This window comes from Marinobacter sp. G5_S1_61_S3 (assembly GCF_054968585.1).
This window is the reverse complement of sequence record NZ_JBQKUK010000007.1, coordinates 1-15,610: the sequence shown is the minus strand read 5'-3', so window position 1 is coordinate 15,610 and position 15,610 is coordinate 1. Positions and strand designations below refer to the sequence as shown.

Here is a 15,610-nt window from a genome sequence, read left to right as displayed (position 1 = left end):
ATTTACCTGATCAGGGATGGGTACAGAGCGGAGTGGTCTATGCGTATCGAGCGAATGGCCGTATACACGGCGAGCCTGGAATATACTGGAAAAGCCTATGCCTTCGCTGGTGGCCGCTCTCACCAGGCTTTCGAAACAACGGTGGTTGTGCTTTCAACAGACACGGGCCTCGAAGGCTATGGCGAGGTGTGCCCCTGCGGCCCCAACTACATGCCGGCGTTTGCCGAGGGCCTTCCCTCCTGCCTGTCCCTGCTCGCTCCTGAAATACTCGGCCAGGACCCGCGGCAAGTGTCAGTCATCCAGGAACGGATGAATCAGGCCCTTACCGGCCAGTCGGTTGCCAAAGCGGCCATCGATATTGCCTGCTGGGATCTACTGGGCAAGGTGTCCGGACTTCCGGTTTACACCTTGCTTGGCGGGCTTCAATCGCCCTCCATGCCCTTGCACCGGATTGTGCCACTGGCCGAGCCAGAGGAAATGGAAGAATCACTACGGCGTTACCGCGACGAGGGATTCCGCCACATTCAAATCAAGCTGGGCCATAAAGTGGATGAGGATATCGACCTAGTTCGCAGGCTTAACAAACTCAAACAGCCGGATGAGCTCTGGATCGGCGATATCAACGCCGCCTGGCGGCGCGACGAGGCGCTGCGTTTTTCAAAAGCCGTCGAGGATGTGGATATATACCTGGAGCAGCCCTGCCGAAGCTACGAAGAGTGCCTGTCGGTCCGGCGCCGTGCCAGGCATTCGATCAAACTGGACGAGGCTTTCAACACCCTGAATGAGCTCCAGCGCGGCATCAGGGACGACGCCATGGATGCCATTGCCCTCAAGGTCAGCAAATTCGGTGGGTTGACGCCCTCCCGGATCATTCGCGACGTCTGTGCAGATGCCGGCATACCCATGACCGTAGAAGACGCCTGGGGCAGTGGAATTGCGACGGCGGCTTATGCGCATCTGGCCGCCAGTACATCCCCCAGAGCCTTGTTGAACACCACCGATTTGCACAACTACAACACAGTGCAACTCGCCACAGGCGCCCCGGAGGTCGCCAATGGCCGCATGTGGCTCAGCGATCGACCCGGGCTGGGCGTTACCCCGGACTTTGAGCTGCTTTCCCTGCGAGACGTCTACGAGTAGATGCCAGGGCGCATTTTGCTGTGGGTGTCTGCGATCACGCGGATTTGCATGAGTGGTCAAGCCCCACTTTCACGGTATAGTGCCCCCATGAACTATCCCCAACGCATCGTCTGCCTAACCGAAGAAACCACAGAGACCCTCTACGCCATCGGCGGCGCTGACGGATGGGCTGGATGCCTTGTGTGGGATTATTGATCGGGTGTGAACAGACCAAAAACGAGCACACCAACTTTTAAGATTGCCGACCAGGACCCCTGCATGCCCTCACCCAAGCAACACCGCTTGTTTCCGCTGCTTATTTTCCTGGGCGCAGCCTTCACCTTCAGTGTCACGATGATCGGCACCACCATGCCGACGCCTCTTTACCCGATCTACCAGGACCGTTTCGGGTTTTCCGACCTGATGATCACCATCATCTTTGCCACCTATGCCTTTGGTGTGATCGCCGCACTGGTAGTGACCGGGCGCTGGTCTGATCAGATAGGCCGCCGGCCTTTGCTGTTTGCGGGCCTGGCTTGCTCCATCATCAGTGACCTGGTGTTCTGGCAGGCCGATGGCCTGGCGATGATCCTGACCGGCCGGGTGCTGTCTGGGCTGTCCGCAGGGATCTTTACCGGCACGGCCACGGTGGCAGTCATTGAACTTGCCCCGCCCCACTGGCGTGAGAAAGCCACCTTCTTTGCCACAGCGGCGAACATGGGCGGGCTGGGCCTAGGGCCGATGTTAGCTGGCGCTCTTTCCCAGTACCTACCCTGGCCACTGCACCTGACCTTTCTGGTGCACATTGCCATGGCTGTGCTGGCCGTGTGCTGCATCTGGGCGGCGCCTGAGACCGTCTCGAAACCCGCTCGCCCCAAACTGTCCGTCCAGCGCCTGAACGTGCCAGCAGAAGTCCGCGGTGTATTTATTCCCGCCGCCATTGCCGGTTTCGCAGGCTTCGCCATGTGCGGCTTCTTCACATCCATCGCCCCGGCGATGATGGGTAAGGTCCTGGGCTACGACAATCGGTTGTTGATCGGCGTTGTGGCCGGCAGCATCTTCATCGCCTCGACCGTGGGGCAGTTCCTGCAGGGCAGACTGCCGCTCAGGCTGCGCCTACCTCTGGGCTGCGTTTCCCTGATGCTCGGTGTGATTCCGATAGCACTAGGCATATACACCCAGTCCCTCGCGCTGTTCATCGCCGGTGCTGTGATTGCCGGTATGGGCCAGGGCATCTCATTCCGCGCCGGCATGGGCGCCATCGCCGCGGCCAGCCCTGTGCGGGAGAAGGCAGCGGTAACGTCTGCGTTCTTTGTCGTGGCCTATATCGCTATCTCAGTACCGGTGATCGGCCTGGGATTGATGGCGAGCGTGACCAGCCTGAAGACGACCGGGATCACTTTCGCCGCTGTGATGGGATCACTGGCGGCACTGGCTTTGGTGTTGCTGGTTCGGAGGGAACGGGCAAGGGGGAAATAGCTTCCGAGATTCAGCGCTGACACCGATACGCCTTTTGCAGCACTGGACCGCAAACGCATTGATTGGCATATTATGCCAATATCACTCTTGAAAGGCCGACCCCATGGCAACGAGAAATATTGTACTCACAGAGCATCAGTCCGAAGTGGTTGACCACCTGATTGCCTCTGGCCGTTACCAGAATGCGAGCGAAGTACTGCGAGCCGGCCTGAGGATGGTCGAGGAAGCTGAGTCCAGCTACGTTACGAAGATGAATGATCTGAGAGATGCCATCGACGCGGGTCAGGAAGACCTGAAAACCGGCAGAACCACAGCATTTGCTGGCGACGAATTCGCGACTTACCTCTCTAAACGTGCGCGCGGATAATAGATCTGACCTCCAGATAACAGATCTGTCCGGGTTTTCGCCCCAACAACAAAAGACCCACCACAATGACGCACCTCAACTGGCAAAGCCGCAAGGGCTGGGAAGCCCCTCGCATCCGTTCTGATCGCAAACGCACGCTTTTACTCACCTGGGTCATGGCTCTGTTGTGGAACGCCATAAGCACGCCGCTGCTCTGGACGCTGCCAAAGGCCCTGGATCAAAATCAGTGGTTGGTTCTAATGGTTGTCGCTTTTCCTGCCGTGGGCCTGGGGCTGCTTTGGAAAGCCGTCGCCATGACCCGGGAATATCGCCACTACGGCACGGTCGAACTGGAAATGGACCCGTATCCAGCGGCCATCGGTGGCCAGATGGGTGGCACAATCCTAGTGCCAAGGCTCAGGATTCAGGAACTTGCAGCTCCCGGTGCAGAAGTCACCGTGACACTGGAATGTATTTACACCTATGTCTCTGGATCGGGAAAGAACCGCACCCGCCGAGAGCAGATACTCTGGGCGGAGCGCGGCACACCGAAAATTGAGACAGCCGGGCAAGGTGTACGCTTTGCTTTTCGATTCGACCTGCCGGGCGACTTACCAGAAGCCGATATTGAACGGTCCAGCCGGTACCATTTCTGGCGTCTATCGGTGAAAGCGGATATTGCGGGCGTAGATCTGGAGCGCCAGTACGACATTCCGGCGTTTCACGGCGATACCCGTTCTCAGAGTGTCGAGCATGATATCAGTGCTCAGGCGCGCGACCTGCGTAACGAACAATCCCAGGCCGCCAAAGAAGCCATACAGTCTGGCCAATTGGACCTGCCAGGCCTCTCCCGTGCCATGAACTACCAGGATTATGGCCATCAGATAAAAATGCGTTTCCCCATGTTCCGCAACAAGATGCTCAGCGCGTTCGCCTGGATCTTTGCAGGCGGTTTCGGGTTTGCAAGCGTATCGATGCTGACGTCGGCTTTTTCGGGCGGGGCCTTTGGCGTGTTCTTGGGCCTGTTCGGCGTCCCCTTTGTGCTGGTCGCGATTGCTGCAGGCGCTGCTGCCTTATACCTGCCCTTCAACCGACTGGTTGTCCGTATTGACCGACAGGGAATTCGTACCTTGAGAAGCTGGCTCTTCCTGCCTGTACGCAGCCGCAAGCTGACGATGGATCAGGTTTTGCGCCTGACCATCAAGCGCACGGGAAGCACGGGACAGGGGGTAAGCAAGGTGGAGCACTTCAAGATTCTTGCGATTGATAACCAGCAAAGAAAGACGACAATCGCCGAAGACCTAGACGGCCAGGACGTCGCCCAACACTTTTGCGATTACCTGGCCGAGCGCATTGGCGTTTCTGCAAAAGAATGATGGTTTGCGAGGCTGACTCGACATGCGGATCGGGATCTCAGAGAAAATAGATCTGTCCCGGTTTCAGAAACCAGGACACACATTTTTGCAGACGCTTCAATAATCAACACCTCTGCGATGGACGCTGCTTACGCCGGAAAACAACCAACCCAGCTAAACCCAAACCTAGCAGGCTCAGTGCCGCAGGCTCAGGAACTTCCACTGAACCTCTTTTAGTACCTGAGAATGTGAGCGTCCCAACACTAACATACTGCACCCCACCATACGTATGCACAGATGTGTACCAGTCCTGCCCGAGCTGAGACATGAAATCACCATTGCTATGCAAATATGCACCACTACCAGTTTGACCAACAATCAATGACAAGGCACCAGAAGCATAACCAAACAAAGCACCTACGTTGTCAGAATAAAGGTTGTTACTAGACCTAACATCGCCACCGATACTCCACTCCCAGCTCAAAAGATCAGCCTTATCTACGGCATTGAAGTCAGTGTTGTCTGCGAAGGATATTGCCACCCTATCGCCTGTCGCGAACTCACTTGCTGGCGACAAATCGAAATCAAAAATAACTGAGCTGCTCGCGATGGGAGCAAGCAAAACAAGAACGATTCCAAATATAGTTTTTCGTATCATGGTTCTATCTCACTGCATTTAAAACGTAAGAACAATTGATGCAATAATCATACGAAAATAGATTTCTGCATTATTTTTAAATAGTTAAGTAATACCATTCTCAAAACCCTAGATAACCCGTAAAAAAAATCGACACCAACTAAAACACGGACCGAAAATCGGGACAGATGTATTTTTGGACAGAGTTGAAGGATAAGAGTTGAAAGAGCAACACCCAACCGGCGGCGAGGATATCTTTCCAGAAAAGGCCGCAGAACGCGGCGCCCGGAGCAAGTGGCCGAGCGCCCCGGTTGGGCCGAGATACCGGCGGTGGCTTTGGTACTGCTGATTCGGCGGGAACGGGCAGGGGGAAAATAAACCTGTCCCGTCTTTTCAGTCCCGTTATTTCAGTGGAAATACCACCTCATCATCGCCTTCCTGCCAAGACGGGAACTTGATCATGGCCTGCAGGAACACTGGATGATCCAGCCAATCCCTCAGCCATTTCTGTAAATTCGGATAGGGCAGACTGTAGAACACCTCCCGATCGACATGGGCGAACTGGCGTACAAAGGGCATGATGCCAATATCAGCGATGCTGATGTTGCTCCCCAGGAGATACCGGTTCTTGGCTAATAGGCTTTCCAACGCCTGCAAAAACACCTCACCCTTTTGCTGGTAATCCAACTGGGAGAGTTCTGGATGGCGATCCGCGTATTTATAACGATCCAACCAGTGTTTGAATTCGTTATCGTTGCGGTCGATCAGGGCATTAGCGCTTACTAAATCAGTGTTCAACAAACCCTTCGGATCACTCTGCCGCAACGCCCATTCGACGATTTCCCTGCTTTCCTCAATAACGAGCCTCTCGGAACGGTCACCTCCTGCCAACTCCAGAACAGGAACCGTGCCTTTGGGACTGACCGCCAGCATCTGCGCCGGCTTGTTTTTTAGCACGATCTCCCGCAGCTCCACCGTCAGTCCGGCAAACAAGATCCCGAGCCGAGCGCGCATAGCGTAAGGACAACGACGGAAAGAATATAAACGAGGCAGCGGAAAGGTAATAGCTTGGCTCCTGGCTGAATAAACGACGCCGATCTTAACCGTTATAATAGCCCATTGACCAACAACCCGAGCCGAGCCCTATGGCAAAAATTAAAAAGCAGGCACCGTCACCGCAAACCCAGGAGGAAGCCTTGGCCATGGCAAAGGCAACTCAGCGGCCACGGCAAAGCAAAGAGCAGACAAAAATGATTGCGCAGGGTATCGCGAAGGGCATTGATCAGTATAAAAAACAGCAAAAAGCCAAAGCCCGGGAAAAAGACAAACAGCGCAAAAAAGAAGAACACCAAACAGCGACCGAAAGCGCAGAACAAAATCCTGCAAAATCCGAGATCCGCTATCGAACCCCATGGCTACCTTGGGCGCTGCTACTGTTCACCTGGGCTGGAATCGGTCTCTATATATTGGGCTTGGGCCTAGGGGGCTAAACGAATCAATGGCGGCCAGGTTCATGCTGGCGTCTTCGCGGATTGCGGTGTGCAGGCGACCGCAGGTTTCAAAAAATAGATCCAAAAAATAGATCTGTCCCTGTTTTCCTTTTGAGAAAATAGATCTGTCGCGGTTTTCTCTCGTACTGATGCGCCTTGTTATATTTCTAATTGTTCTGCGAATTCTGCTTTGCGTGGTATTCGAGAATTTCAGGAAAGTTGTCAGCCAGTTCGTCCCTGGAACGAGAAATTTGTAAGTATAAATTGTCTCCAAATTCTTTCACTGTTTCTTCTATGCGTCCCTGCATCCCATTCTTCCTACCAGTCAACATTGTGCTTCCAAATGTATAAGTTACTGGTGCGAAGGTAGTGCTACCGTCTTCCATTTCTTGTGCGTAAGGCACTGCGACGTTAGCGTAAAATATAAGATCCGCTTCGACATGAATGGCACATGAATAGTCGTTCGTGCCAAACCCTAGTGCTGTAATATTTATCACATTTGGGAAAAATGATTTTTCTGCTGAAATGGAGAATCCGTTTTTACGGAGAGCTAACTCCATCTTGTCCTCCATTTTCGAGGGTTGAGGAAGGCAGCCATCTGAAACTTGGTCACTATATTCGATAAAAAATTATCCCTTAACGCAATTAGGCTCCCAATTCCTCCATCAAACAGAAGAGAGGAGCTATCGTCCGCCGAAGCTAGATTTGGAACGGAAAGCATCAGAACTAAAATGTAGAAATAGTTTTTCATACTTACTCCTTGTTTCGCCTTTCTCTTTATATAATGCTTTGGCTTTGCGGCGCACCGGAGCGCCAGCGTAGGTGCGTCCGACAACAGCCACTGGTTAGGCCTCGGTCCCATCTCGACCAGCCTCATCCGTCGATGGTTCCTGAGGCGGCAGATCCTTTTTCGAATATTGGTAATCCTCCGCAAGATAGCCCTTCAAATGCTCGCGCAACAGATTCATCTTGAGATGTGTGCGGTGCTCATAACGTGCCGCGTCGTCAAGCGATAAACCGTCTTCAGACGCATCCGATACGTCTTTAGCGATGATACTTATTTTTGTCAGGTTCAAACGCTGCTGATTGATTCGGATGATTTCGGCGATAAAAACTCTGGCAAGTTTGTAGCTTGAGGCAAGGAGTGCGCCACAAACCAGTACATACGGAAAGCGAGCAACCAATACCTCCCAGATCGAAATATCCTGCGGCAGATTCGTTAAGTTACTGAGCTCAGATGCCCTAAGAAGAAGATCAACCGTCACCAGGCTTATTATAATAATTGGGATCGCCGCGAAAAATGAGTACCTTTTGATGCTGGACGCACCCTGAGAGACGAATCCGCTAATTTCCGTAGGGAACAAGTTGATGTTCTCTTTTAGATCTCGCAGCTCCGCCTTGGCTTTGGTGATGTCGCTCGAAAGTTGTTTCCGTTCTTCCGATTTCTGCTCAATCGACGAAGCAGCGGACTCGATTCGGGCTGAATACTCCGAAAGCTCTTGCTTCTTTGATCCAACGGCCCGTTCGGTTGCTGATAGCTCTTCCTTGACAGATTCAAGCTCACCCTCGACTTGTGATTTATCGTCGGTGAGTTGATTTATGGTATCCGTCAATTCGGTAATTGTATTGTTAAGACCATCAACTTCGGATTCTTTAGCTGTAACTGCGTCAAGGCGCTCTCTGCATTTTTCTAAAGCTGATTGACGAAGGTTTTCGACCGATCCGACTTGCTTAGCGATATCGGGAAATTCCGACGGCCGCACCCCCTCAATCTGTACTGCAGTAAGAAGTTGGTCTCCCAGATACTTTCTCGGCGGCTCAATCGAAAACTTGGTGATGAACCCGTTTACGCGCACGCTCCATGCATTTTTTGCGTTAGCGATCTGGACCTTGCCCTTATCGCCCGAAGGATAGTAAGTACAAGTAAACGTGGCCTTGTTCCCATCAGCATAATCCAGCGTGCTGAGTTGAATCCGAGTTACAAATTGAGGCTCTTTGAATTCGAACTCATATGTTCGATGTTGCCCTTTGACATAGTTCTGCTCGCTGGTATTGCCTACGAGCTTTGTCGTCTTCCTGCTACGGTGATCTAGGTAAGAAAGGTTGATTTCGTGAGGCGCTGACACCTTAAGCGCCTCAAGTTCCCCAATGTCTTCTTCGACGCTCATCTCTTCTCCCTATAGGTCTAACGCTTGGGCTCAGCGGCCTTTTTGTAGGCGCACCGCGCCGGAAAACCGGTCCGCTGCAGCCCCTGGTTAAGGTTTACCATATGTCGATACTGCTCGTATCAGCCACCATGACCTCTTTTCTCTCGTTTAAAGTGTCCATGACCTTGCTGAACTCGTGGAGCAAACGATACTTGTCGCCTTCGCTTGGCTTAAACTCGCCCACAATGATGCGCTTCGCTGGACTTTGAATGAGAGCTTCAATGATGTGATTATCCTTCCCCTCTGAAAAAGAGGCTCCATAAGTGAACACTGTGCCCTTGCATTCTTTTATTTTTCCATAACAGAAAGAAAGGTACTCGTTAGATTTTATGGCCGACAACTTTTGATCGCCTGTTCCCTCCGACACACACATGGGGAAGATGCCGTTTTCAATATTGTCTTCCACTCGAGCTAGTATTGGGCGGGGCCTACTGCTTCTGGATTTCTTCGCAGAATACCCGTCACGGTATATAAAAAGCGCACCATGCGGAAAAAGAAATTCAGCATCATCGTCGGATGAAAAAATTAGTTCATCGCCGTCTTTCTCAAAACAATCATTGCCCAAGAAATCGTTGTCGAAGCAGCGAACCCAGTACAACAACAGGTCATAATTTAAAGAAAACACCTTCTCGAATTTAGTAAGAAAACTTCTACAGTTACTGACCATCCGAGAGATATTGCGCTTCTCAACCGGAGTGCATTCCCGATTTAAAGAGGGAGGGTGAGACCGAGCCACGGCTGAAACCAGCTGATCCCGTAGGACCTGTATTTCATCAAACAACTTCTCGGACAGCTGATTTTCATCGTCGTACTTTTGGACAACACTTATCGCATTGTTAATTTTTTGGTGAACTATCTCAAAATCGAAGTTACATTCTTCGAGCAAGTCCCTCAAAGGGCTATCTGCTTCAAATTCACAGAGGTCTGCTAGTGAATCCCAGCAGAACGAATCAGTCCCTGCAGCAACATCGTAAGAAATTCCGAAACCATTTCCGAGAACAAGGGATTTTTGGCCCTCGCAGCTTTCTAGCTCCTCTCGAAAATCACTCAAGACAATCTCCTTATATACCTTAACAGTGGTTAGATAGAGAACTTCATTATTGCAATCATTTGACCGCTTGAATTTGCTCAGCCATCCACATCACAATTTTAAACTAATATCATCAAAATCAACCGACTGCGATATACTCTAACATCGGAGGCGTGGCAATTATTTGACTGCTTCATTATTGCAATAACGAAGCATCAACAATTCTCCCGACACCTTGGAAATGCCTTACACCCTAGGAATTCGCCCCCCCCCCCCGCATCCACCCCACGTTCTATCGAGATAGAATCTGGCGGAAAGATTAACCATCGCTTCCCCGGCATTGCTCTTGAACCAGTGTAATTTGATGACCACCGCCAGGAAGAACAGCGGAATCAGATACCAGATGCCCGTTGGAATGGCGCTTTGGAGTGTGTGCGGTAACACCGTGAATTCCATCCGTCATCCTTAACAGCGGCGTCGATCCGTTTCTTATGACTACACACTAGACCAATCCGTGGAAAAGTTCCTACCCGGAGGACGTAAAATTCAGTAAACCATATACAACAAAAGCCGCCCGGTTTCCCGAGCGGCTTTTTGTTTGCTACCTGCTTTCGTCAAGCCATCAGGCAGCCGCCAGGTATGCCCCAGCAACTGCCAGCACACTACCAACACCACGGCTAAATCGGCTATCCGCCTTCAGCATCAGGCTACCCAGCCCACGCCCAACCAGAGTGATGGCGAGGGTAGCGATGGAAAAACCGGCCAGGTATGCCGCGAGCGTTGCGCCTGCGGGCATTTCTGTGCCGTGGGCGAAGCCGTGGAACAGCATGAACGCACCGACGAGCATACCGCCAACAGCAGTTGGCAGTTTCGCCAAGGTGGCGATGAGAATGCCGGCCACCAGTACCGAGAAGGTGATGCCAGTTTCAACGCCGGGCAAGCTCAGTCCGCCCCAAGCCAGGGCCGCCCCCAGAACCATGCCACCAATCACGAACGCCGGCGTCGCGTTCTTCATGAGGTTATTCTGGCGCACACTCCAAAACCCGATAGCGGCCATGGCCAGCAGGTGGTCCAGGCCCAGCATCGGGTGCAGCAGGCCGCTGAGGAAGCCGCTTTCAGCATGGGCACCGTGGCCGATGTGAGCGGCTGTGGTGGTGGCGGTGAGTAGCAGGCCGGCGGCCATGAGGAGTTTGGTGGTCTGGTTCATGGTGTTCTTCCTTGTGTTGCTGAATTCGGTGTTTGTGGTTCGGTGTCAGGCGGTTTCGGCCACTTCGTTGGCGCGCCGTTCCGGCAACATCCCCCGCTCCAGAATAAAGCTGATGATCGTCTCCAGCCCTACCCCGTCATAAAGGTTGGTGAACACAAACGGCCGCTCACCACGCATTTTCTTTGAGTCCCTTTCCATCACATCCAGCGATGCATGCACCTGTTCGGCGATGTCGATTTTGTTGATGATCAGCAGGTCGGATTTGGTGATGCCAGGGCCGCCTTTCCGGGGGATTTTGTCGCCGGCGGAGACGTCGATAACGTACAGGGTGAGGTCGGACAGTTCCGGGCTGAAGGTGGCGGAGAGGTTGTCGCCGCCGGATTCCACCAGCACCAGTTCCAGGTTGGGGTGTCGGTTTTGCAGATCGTCGATGGCCGCGAGGTTCATGGAGGCGTCTTCGCGGATGGCTGTGTGGGGGCAGCCGCCGGTTTCCACGCCGAGGATGCGGTCGGCTGGGAGGGCATCGTGTTTCAGGAGGAAGTCGGCGTCTTCCCTTGTGTAGATGTCGTTGGTGACGACGGCGATGTCGTAGTGGTCTTTTAACGCTTTGCAGAGTTGGCGCAGCAAGGCGGTTTTACCTGAGCCGACCGGGCCGCCGACTCCTACTCTCAGACAATGTTTCATGGCGTGTTCTCCGTTTCTCTAACAAATAGCGCTTTTTGTTCAGCTTCTGAAAAGCCGTGAATACTGGGTTTCATGGTGTGCGCTCGCGAGCGCGAGGCCTGGCAGTACCGGGCCGAGTTCGTTGTCTTTCCGTGTCAGTGCCTGGTCGACGGCGTGTACCAGCTTCGGGCGCAGCCGTTCGGTCAGCCGTTGGGCGGCGGTGTGGCCCAGGGGCAAGGCTTTGCAGGCGACGGCGAGTTGGTTTTCCAGCCAGGCCCAGGCGAAGCCGAGCAGGGTTTGGCGCACGGGTACGTGGCGCATGTGGGCGGCCCAGGAGAAGACGGTGACGTAGCCGGGGTCTTCCGGCATTCGGCCTTCGGCTGGTAGCAGTTCCAGACTGCCCAACAGGCGAATGAGCGCAGAGCCCAGGCGGGCGTCTTCGTCGCTCAGTTCGGCGGTTTCGCGGGTGGCGTGCAGCCATTGGTTCCAGTGGGCCAGCCCAGCGTTGTCATTGGTTGCCCAGGCGGTTTGCAGGCGCACGAGCAGGGGCAGTTCGCAACGGGTGAGGCCGTCTTCCAGTACACCTTCCAGCCAGTCGCCCAATTGGTCTTCGTTGTTCACCCAGCCCAGTTCGAAGGCGCTTTCCAGGCCCTGGGACCAGGCGAAGGCGCCGATGGGCAGTGCGGGGCTGACCAGTTGCATCAGGCCCAGCAGGGACAGGTCGCCTACGGCGGTCTGGCTGCTGTCAGTGAGCATGAGGGTGGTCATGGTCGTGCCCGTGGCTGTGATCGTGTGAATGGCCGTGAGCATGCCCTGCTTGGGCGTATGCCCCGGGTTCCGGGTCGAAGGGGGCCTGGTGGTGTACCAGGGAGGCGCCCAGGCGTTCGGCTAGTTCTTCCAGTACGTGGTCCGGCGGGAAGCGCACCCATCCGGTCTTTCCATCTGTTGCGGTGTCTTCGCTGCCGATGGATAGCGACACATGACGATTGCCGAGGTGGTAGCACAACCGGGCCAGGGGCACGCCGGGTTCGATGCGGGCGGTGACCACGGGTTCGTCGGCGGCGCGGATGCGGATGATTTCGCCGCTTTGGGCCTGCAGGAATTCGCCTTCTCGCAGCACGGGACCGCGGTCGAGGAACAGGCCAACGTCGTATCCGGTATCGGTTCTGGCGCGCAGGCGGCCGCGCATGCGCAGTTCGAAGGGCAGCGTTAGGTGGTCGTGGATTTCGCTGGTTTCCACTGGGCCGATTCTCTGTGTCAGCTCAAGCATGTCGGGCTCCTTAAAAAAGATGATATAGCTGCGCCAGTGGCAGTTCGGTGGCGGGCTCGCACGTGAGCAGTTCGCCATCGGCGTGCACTTCGTAGGTTTGTGGGTCCACGGTCAGGTGTGGGCAGGCGTCGTTGAGTTTGAGGTCGCCCTTACGAACGCTGCGTACGTTTTTACAGGCCGCGAGGGTGCTGTTCAGCCCCAGTTCCTTGCCAATGCCCGCATCCAGCGCGGCCTGGCTAACAAAGCTCAGGCGGGTGGCACTGGCGGCACGGCCCAGCGCCCCGAACATCATGCGGTAGTGCACGGGCTGGGGCGTGGGAATGGAGGCGTTGGGGTCGCCCATGGGGGCCGCTGCAATCATGCCGCCTTTCACAATGAGCGCGGGCTTTACGCCAAAGAAGGCCGGGTCCCACAGTACCAGGTCCGCCAGCTTGCCCACTTCCACGGAACCCACTTCGTGCGCGATGCCGTGGGTGATGGCGGGGTTGATGGTGTACTTGGCGATGTAGCGTTTGGCGCGCAGGTTGTCGGCGCCCAGTTGTTCGTCGTCCGGCAGCAGGCCGCGCTGTACTTTCATCTTGTGGGCGGTCTGCCAGGTGCGGCACACCACTTCCCCTACCCGACCCATGGCCTGGGAGTCGGAGGCGATCATGGAGATCACGCCCATGTCCTGGAGGATGTCTTCCGCGGCGATGGTCTCGCGGCGAATGCGGGAATCGGCGAAGGCCACGTCTTCCGGGATGTTGGGGTCCAGGTGGTGGCAGACCATCAGCATGTCGAGGTGTTCGTCGATGGTGTTGACGGTGTACGGCCGTGTGGGGTTGGTGGAGGACGGCAGTACGTAGTCCTTGGAGCAGGCGGTGATGATATCGGGGGCATGGCCGCCGCCGGCGCCTTCGGTGTGGTAGGTGTGAATGCAGCGGCCTTTGAACGCGGCGAGGGTGTCTTCCACAAACCCGGATTCGTTGAGGGTGTCGGTGTGGATGGCGATCTGTACGTCGAACTTGTCCGCCACGGTGAGGCAGTTGTCGATGGAAGCGGGTGTGGTGCCCCAGTCTTCGTGGAGTTTGAGGCCCATGGCGCCGGCTTTGAGTTGCAGTTCCAGGGATTCCGGCAGGCTGGCGTTGCCTTTGCCGAGGAAGCCGATGTTCATGGGCAAGTCGTCGACGGCCTGGAGCATTTTGCCGATGTGCCAGGGGCCGGGGGTGCAGGTGGTGGCATTGCTGCCAGTGGCGGGGCCGGTGCCGCCGCCAAGCATGGTGGTGATGCCACTCATCAGGGCTTCTTCGATCTGCTGCGGGCAGATGAAGTGGATGTGGGCGTCGATTCCGCCAGCGGTGAGGATTTTGCCTTCACCGGCGATGATTTCGGTGCCGGGGCCGATGACGATGGTGACGTCTGGCTGGGTGTCTGGGTTGCCGGCTTTGCCGATGGCGGCGATTCTGCCGTTCTGCAGGCCGACGTCGGCTTTGACGATGCCCCACCAGTCGAGAATCAATGCATTGGTGATGACGGTGTCCATCACGCTGTCGTCGGCCCGCTGGCTCTGGCCCATGCCATCGCGGATGACTTTGCCGCCACCGAATTTTACTTCGTCGCCGTAGTGGGTGGCGTCGCTTTCAACCTGGATCCACAGTTCGGTGTTGCCCAGGCGGACTCGGTCACCCACTGTGGGGCCGTACATGTCGGCGTAGGCTTGTCTTGTTATCTTCATGCTGTCCCTCGTTTTTGCTTGGGTGCCTGGGTTACTGAGGCCTAAAACTTCGGTGCCTGGGCCGGTCGGATAGGGCTTTCCAGGAAACGCTACAAGCACATCCATGTGCGCTTGGGCTCCGCCATCCATGGCTCCGCACATTCCTGGAAAGCCCTATCCGCCCGACCCTCAGAGTTCATTCGGGCCTTCTTTAACCCCTTGCTCCTGTTGTCCTCAGTTCTTGTCGAGTCTTCCCATGACTTCTTGGCGGAAACCGTAGATTTCGCGTTTTCCGGCGAACGGGATAAGGGTCACTTCTCTGGTTTGACCAGGTTCGAAACGGATGGCGGTTCCGGCGGCGACGTCTAGGCGGTAGCCCTTGGCTTTGGCTCGGTCGAAGTCCAACGCGGGGTTGGCTTCGGCGAAGTGGTAGTGGGAGCCAATCTGAATGGGGCGGTCGCCGGTGTTGCCGACTTCGATGGTGATGCGTTGGCGGCCTTCGCAGAGTTCGATGTCGCCGTCTTTAAGCTGGTATTCGCCGGGGATCATGGCAGCCTCCTCAAACTATGGGGTTATGGACGGTGACGAGTTTGGTACCGTCGGGGAAGGTGGCTTCTACCTGGACTTCGTCGACCATGTCGGCCACGCCTTCCATGACGTCGTCGCGGGTGAGGATTTCGGTGCCGGCGGTCATCATTTCAGCCACGGTGCGGCCTTCGCGGGCGCCTTCCATGATTTCTGCGCTGATCAGGGCGACGGCTTCTGGGTAATTCAGCTTCAGGCCTTTGGCCTTGCGGCGCTCTGCTAACAGTGCTGCTGTGAAGAGGAGCAGTTTGTCTTTGTCTCTTGGGGTTAATTCCATTTTTGTTCTCCTCGGGTTCTGGAGTTTGTCGGCAGGAGGGAAGGGGTGCACGGGATACGCGGTGAATACGTCCCTGTACGCTCGGAAAAAACATCCATGTTTTTTACGATCCCGTGCACCCCTTCCCTCCTGCCTTGTCTGAATTCTGAGTTGCCTGTTGGATTAACTTCCGTTGTTCCAAACAGTTGTTTCTGACCCTATCGAGCTAGTGCGCTAACTCATTTCTCCGCTTAACAGGGCGGGGCGAACCGT

At 55.1% G+C, this 15,610-nt stretch carries 17 protein-coding genes; 5 read left to right on the top strand and 12 right to left on the bottom strand.

The features are described from left to right. The first annotated feature begins 39 nt into the window (after positions 1-39). The 4 genes from ACTRWH_RS08130 to ACTRWH_RS08115 all read left to right on the top strand — a co-directional run bounded on the left by ACTRWH_RS08130 (position 40) and on the right by ACTRWH_RS08115 (position 4,320). Positions 40-1,140, top strand: coding sequence for a mandelate racemase/muconate lactonizing enzyme family protein (locus ACTRWH_RS08130; RefSeq protein WP_273623867.1), 1,101 nt, complete (start codon positions 40-42; stop codon positions 1,138-1,140). A 258-nt stretch (positions 1,141-1,398) separates the two neighbouring features. Further along, the gene (locus ACTRWH_RS08125) at positions 1,399-2,598 is read left to right on the top strand and encodes an MFS transporter (RefSeq protein WP_462826258.1); all 1,200 of its coding nucleotides are present in this window, start codon (positions 1,399-1,401) and stop codon (positions 2,596-2,598) included. Between the two features lie 103 nt (positions 2,599-2,701). Continuing rightward, on the top strand, positions 2,702-2,965 hold the full coding sequence (locus tag ACTRWH_RS08120; RefSeq protein WP_462826257.1) for a type II toxin-antitoxin system ParD family antitoxin: 264 nt from the start codon (positions 2,702-2,704) through the stop codon (positions 2,963-2,965). Positions 2,966-3,030: 65 nt separating this feature from the next. After that, positions 3,031-4,320, top strand: coding sequence for a hypothetical protein (locus ACTRWH_RS08115; protein WP_462826256.1), 1,290 nt, complete (start codon positions 3,031-3,033; stop codon positions 4,318-4,320). Positions 4,321-4,423: 103 nt separating this feature from the next. Here ACTRWH_RS08115 and ACTRWH_RS08110 read toward each other — a convergent pair whose 3' ends face one another. Next, complete coding sequence (locus ACTRWH_RS08110; RefSeq protein WP_350033640.1) at positions 4,424-4,957, bottom strand: PEP-CTERM sorting domain-containing protein; 534 nt, start codon at positions 4,955-4,957, stop codon at positions 4,424-4,426. A gap of 381 nt (positions 4,958-5,338) precedes the next feature. Further along, positions 5,339-5,989: a glutathione S-transferase gene (locus tag ACTRWH_RS08105; RefSeq protein ID WP_228209966.1), complete on the bottom strand. Its 651-nt coding sequence runs from the start codon at positions 5,987-5,989 to the stop codon at positions 5,339-5,341. A 92-nt stretch (positions 5,990-6,081) separates the two neighbouring features. Between ACTRWH_RS08105 and ACTRWH_RS08100 the strand changes: the two genes are divergently transcribed. After that, positions 6,082-6,426: a DUF2956 family protein gene (locus ACTRWH_RS08100; protein WP_462826255.1), complete on the top strand. Its 345-nt coding sequence runs from the start codon at positions 6,082-6,084 to the stop codon at positions 6,424-6,426. A gap of 167 nt (positions 6,427-6,593) precedes the next feature. On the opposite strand, the gene ACTRWH_RS08095 is transcribed toward ACTRWH_RS08100, so the two are convergent. The 10 genes from ACTRWH_RS08095 to ureA form a co-directional block, all read right to left on the bottom strand. Beyond that, complete coding sequence (locus ACTRWH_RS08095; protein ID WP_462826254.1) at positions 6,594-6,986, bottom strand: hypothetical protein; 393 nt, start codon at positions 6,984-6,986, stop codon at positions 6,594-6,596. A gap of 285 nt (positions 6,987-7,271) precedes the next feature. Beyond that, positions 7,272-8,594, bottom strand: a complete 1,323-nt coding sequence (locus ACTRWH_RS08090) for a hypothetical protein (protein WP_036209075.1) — start codon at positions 8,592-8,594, stop codon at positions 7,272-7,274. Positions 8,595-8,688: 94 nt separating this feature from the next. After that, positions 8,689-9,684 carry a DUF4917 family protein gene (locus ACTRWH_RS08085; protein ID WP_036209073.1) on the bottom strand — a complete coding sequence of 332 codons (996 nt, stop codon included), beginning with the start codon at positions 9,682-9,684 and terminating at the stop codon, positions 8,689-8,691. A 601-nt stretch (positions 9,685-10,285) separates the two neighbouring features. Beyond that, positions 10,286-10,870, bottom strand: coding sequence for a HupE/UreJ family protein (locus ACTRWH_RS08080; RefSeq protein ID WP_462826253.1), 585 nt, complete (start codon positions 10,868-10,870; stop codon positions 10,286-10,288). Between the two features lie 45 nt (positions 10,871-10,915). Continuing rightward, the gene (gene ureG / locus ACTRWH_RS08075) at positions 10,916-11,554 is read right to left on the bottom strand and encodes an urease accessory protein UreG (protein ID WP_462826252.1); all 639 of its coding nucleotides are present in this window, start codon (positions 11,552-11,554) and stop codon (positions 10,916-10,918) included. A gap of 39 nt (positions 11,555-11,593) precedes the next feature. Beyond that, entirely contained in the window at positions 11,594-12,289 is a 696-nt protein-coding gene (locus ACTRWH_RS08070) for an urease accessory UreF family protein (protein ID WP_462826304.1), read from the bottom strand. Then, positions 12,279-12,803 (bottom strand): urease accessory protein UreE, encoded by a 525-nt coding sequence (gene ureE, locus ACTRWH_RS08065; RefSeq protein ID WP_462826251.1) that lies wholly within the window; start codon positions 12,801-12,803, stop codon positions 12,279-12,281. Before ureE ends, ACTRWH_RS08070 begins: the two co-directional genes overlap by 11 nt. A 10-nt stretch (positions 12,804-12,813) precedes the next feature. Beyond that, positions 12,814-14,517, bottom strand: coding sequence for an urease subunit alpha (ureC, locus tag ACTRWH_RS08060; RefSeq protein WP_462826250.1), 1,704 nt, complete (start codon positions 14,515-14,517; stop codon positions 12,814-12,816). Positions 14,518-14,730: 213 nt separating this feature from the next. After that, the gene (locus ACTRWH_RS08055; RefSeq protein ID WP_085679395.1) at positions 14,731-15,045 is read right to left on the bottom strand and encodes an urease subunit beta; all 315 of its coding nucleotides are present in this window, start codon (positions 15,043-15,045) and stop codon (positions 14,731-14,733) included. Between the two features lie 10 nt (positions 15,046-15,055). Beyond that, positions 15,056-15,358 (bottom strand): urease subunit gamma, encoded by a 303-nt coding sequence (gene ureA, locus ACTRWH_RS08050; RefSeq protein WP_007152777.1) that lies wholly within the window; start codon positions 15,356-15,358, stop codon positions 15,056-15,058. Positions 15,359-15,610 lie beyond the last annotated feature (252 nt).

Excerpts from the sequence above, each read along its gene's own strand:
- ACTRWH_RS08130 (WP_273623867.1), top strand. The coding sequence starts at position 40 with ATGCGTATCGAGCGAATGGCCGTATACACGGCGAGCCTGGAATATACT.
- ACTRWH_RS08125 (WP_462826258.1), top strand. The coding sequence starts at position 1,399 with ATGCCCTCACCCAAGCAACACCGCTTGTTTCCGCTGCTTATTTTCCTG.
- ACTRWH_RS08120 (WP_462826257.1), top strand. The coding sequence starts at position 2,702 with ATGGCAACGAGAAATATTGTACTCACAGAGCATCAGTCCGAAGTGGTT.
- ACTRWH_RS08115 (WP_462826256.1), top strand. The coding sequence starts at position 3,031 with ATGACGCACCTCAACTGGCAAAGCCGCAAGGGCTGGGAAGCCCCTCGC.
- ACTRWH_RS08110 (WP_350033640.1), bottom strand. The coding sequence starts at position 4,957 with ATGATACGAAAAACTATATTTGGAATCGTTCTTGTTTTGCTTGCTCCC.
- ACTRWH_RS08100 (WP_462826255.1), top strand. The coding sequence starts at position 6,082 with ATGGCAAAAATTAAAAAGCAGGCACCGTCACCGCAAACCCAGGAGGAA.
- ACTRWH_RS08095 (WP_462826254.1), bottom strand. The coding sequence starts at position 6,986 with ATGGAGTTAGCTCTCCGTAAAAACGGATTCTCCATTTCAGCAGAAAAA.
- ACTRWH_RS08090 (WP_036209075.1), bottom strand. The coding sequence starts at position 8,594 with ATGAGCGTCGAAGAAGACATTGGGGAACTTGAGGCGCTTAAGGTGTCA.
- ACTRWH_RS08080 (WP_462826253.1), bottom strand. The coding sequence starts at position 10,870 with ATGAACCAGACCACCAAACTCCTCATGGCCGCCGGCCTGCTACTCACC.
- ureG (WP_462826252.1), bottom strand. The coding sequence starts at position 11,554 with ATGAAACATTGTCTGAGAGTAGGAGTCGGCGGCCCGGTCGGCTCAGGT.
- ACTRWH_RS08070 (WP_462826304.1), bottom strand. The coding sequence starts at position 12,289 with ATGCTCACTGACAGCAGCCAGACCGCCGTAGGCGACCTGTCCCTGCTG.
- ureE (WP_462826251.1), bottom strand. The coding sequence starts at position 12,803 with ATGCTTGAGCTGACACAGAGAATCGGCCCAGTGGAAACCAGCGAAATC.
- ureC (WP_462826250.1), bottom strand. The coding sequence starts at position 14,517 with ATGAAGATAACAAGACAAGCCTACGCCGACATGTACGGCCCCACAGTG.
- ACTRWH_RS08055 (WP_085679395.1), bottom strand. The coding sequence starts at position 15,045 with ATGATCCCCGGCGAATACCAGCTTAAAGACGGCGACATCGAACTCTGC.
- ureA (WP_007152777.1), bottom strand. The coding sequence starts at position 15,358 with ATGGAATTAACCCCAAGAGACAAAGACAAACTGCTCCTCTTCACAGCA.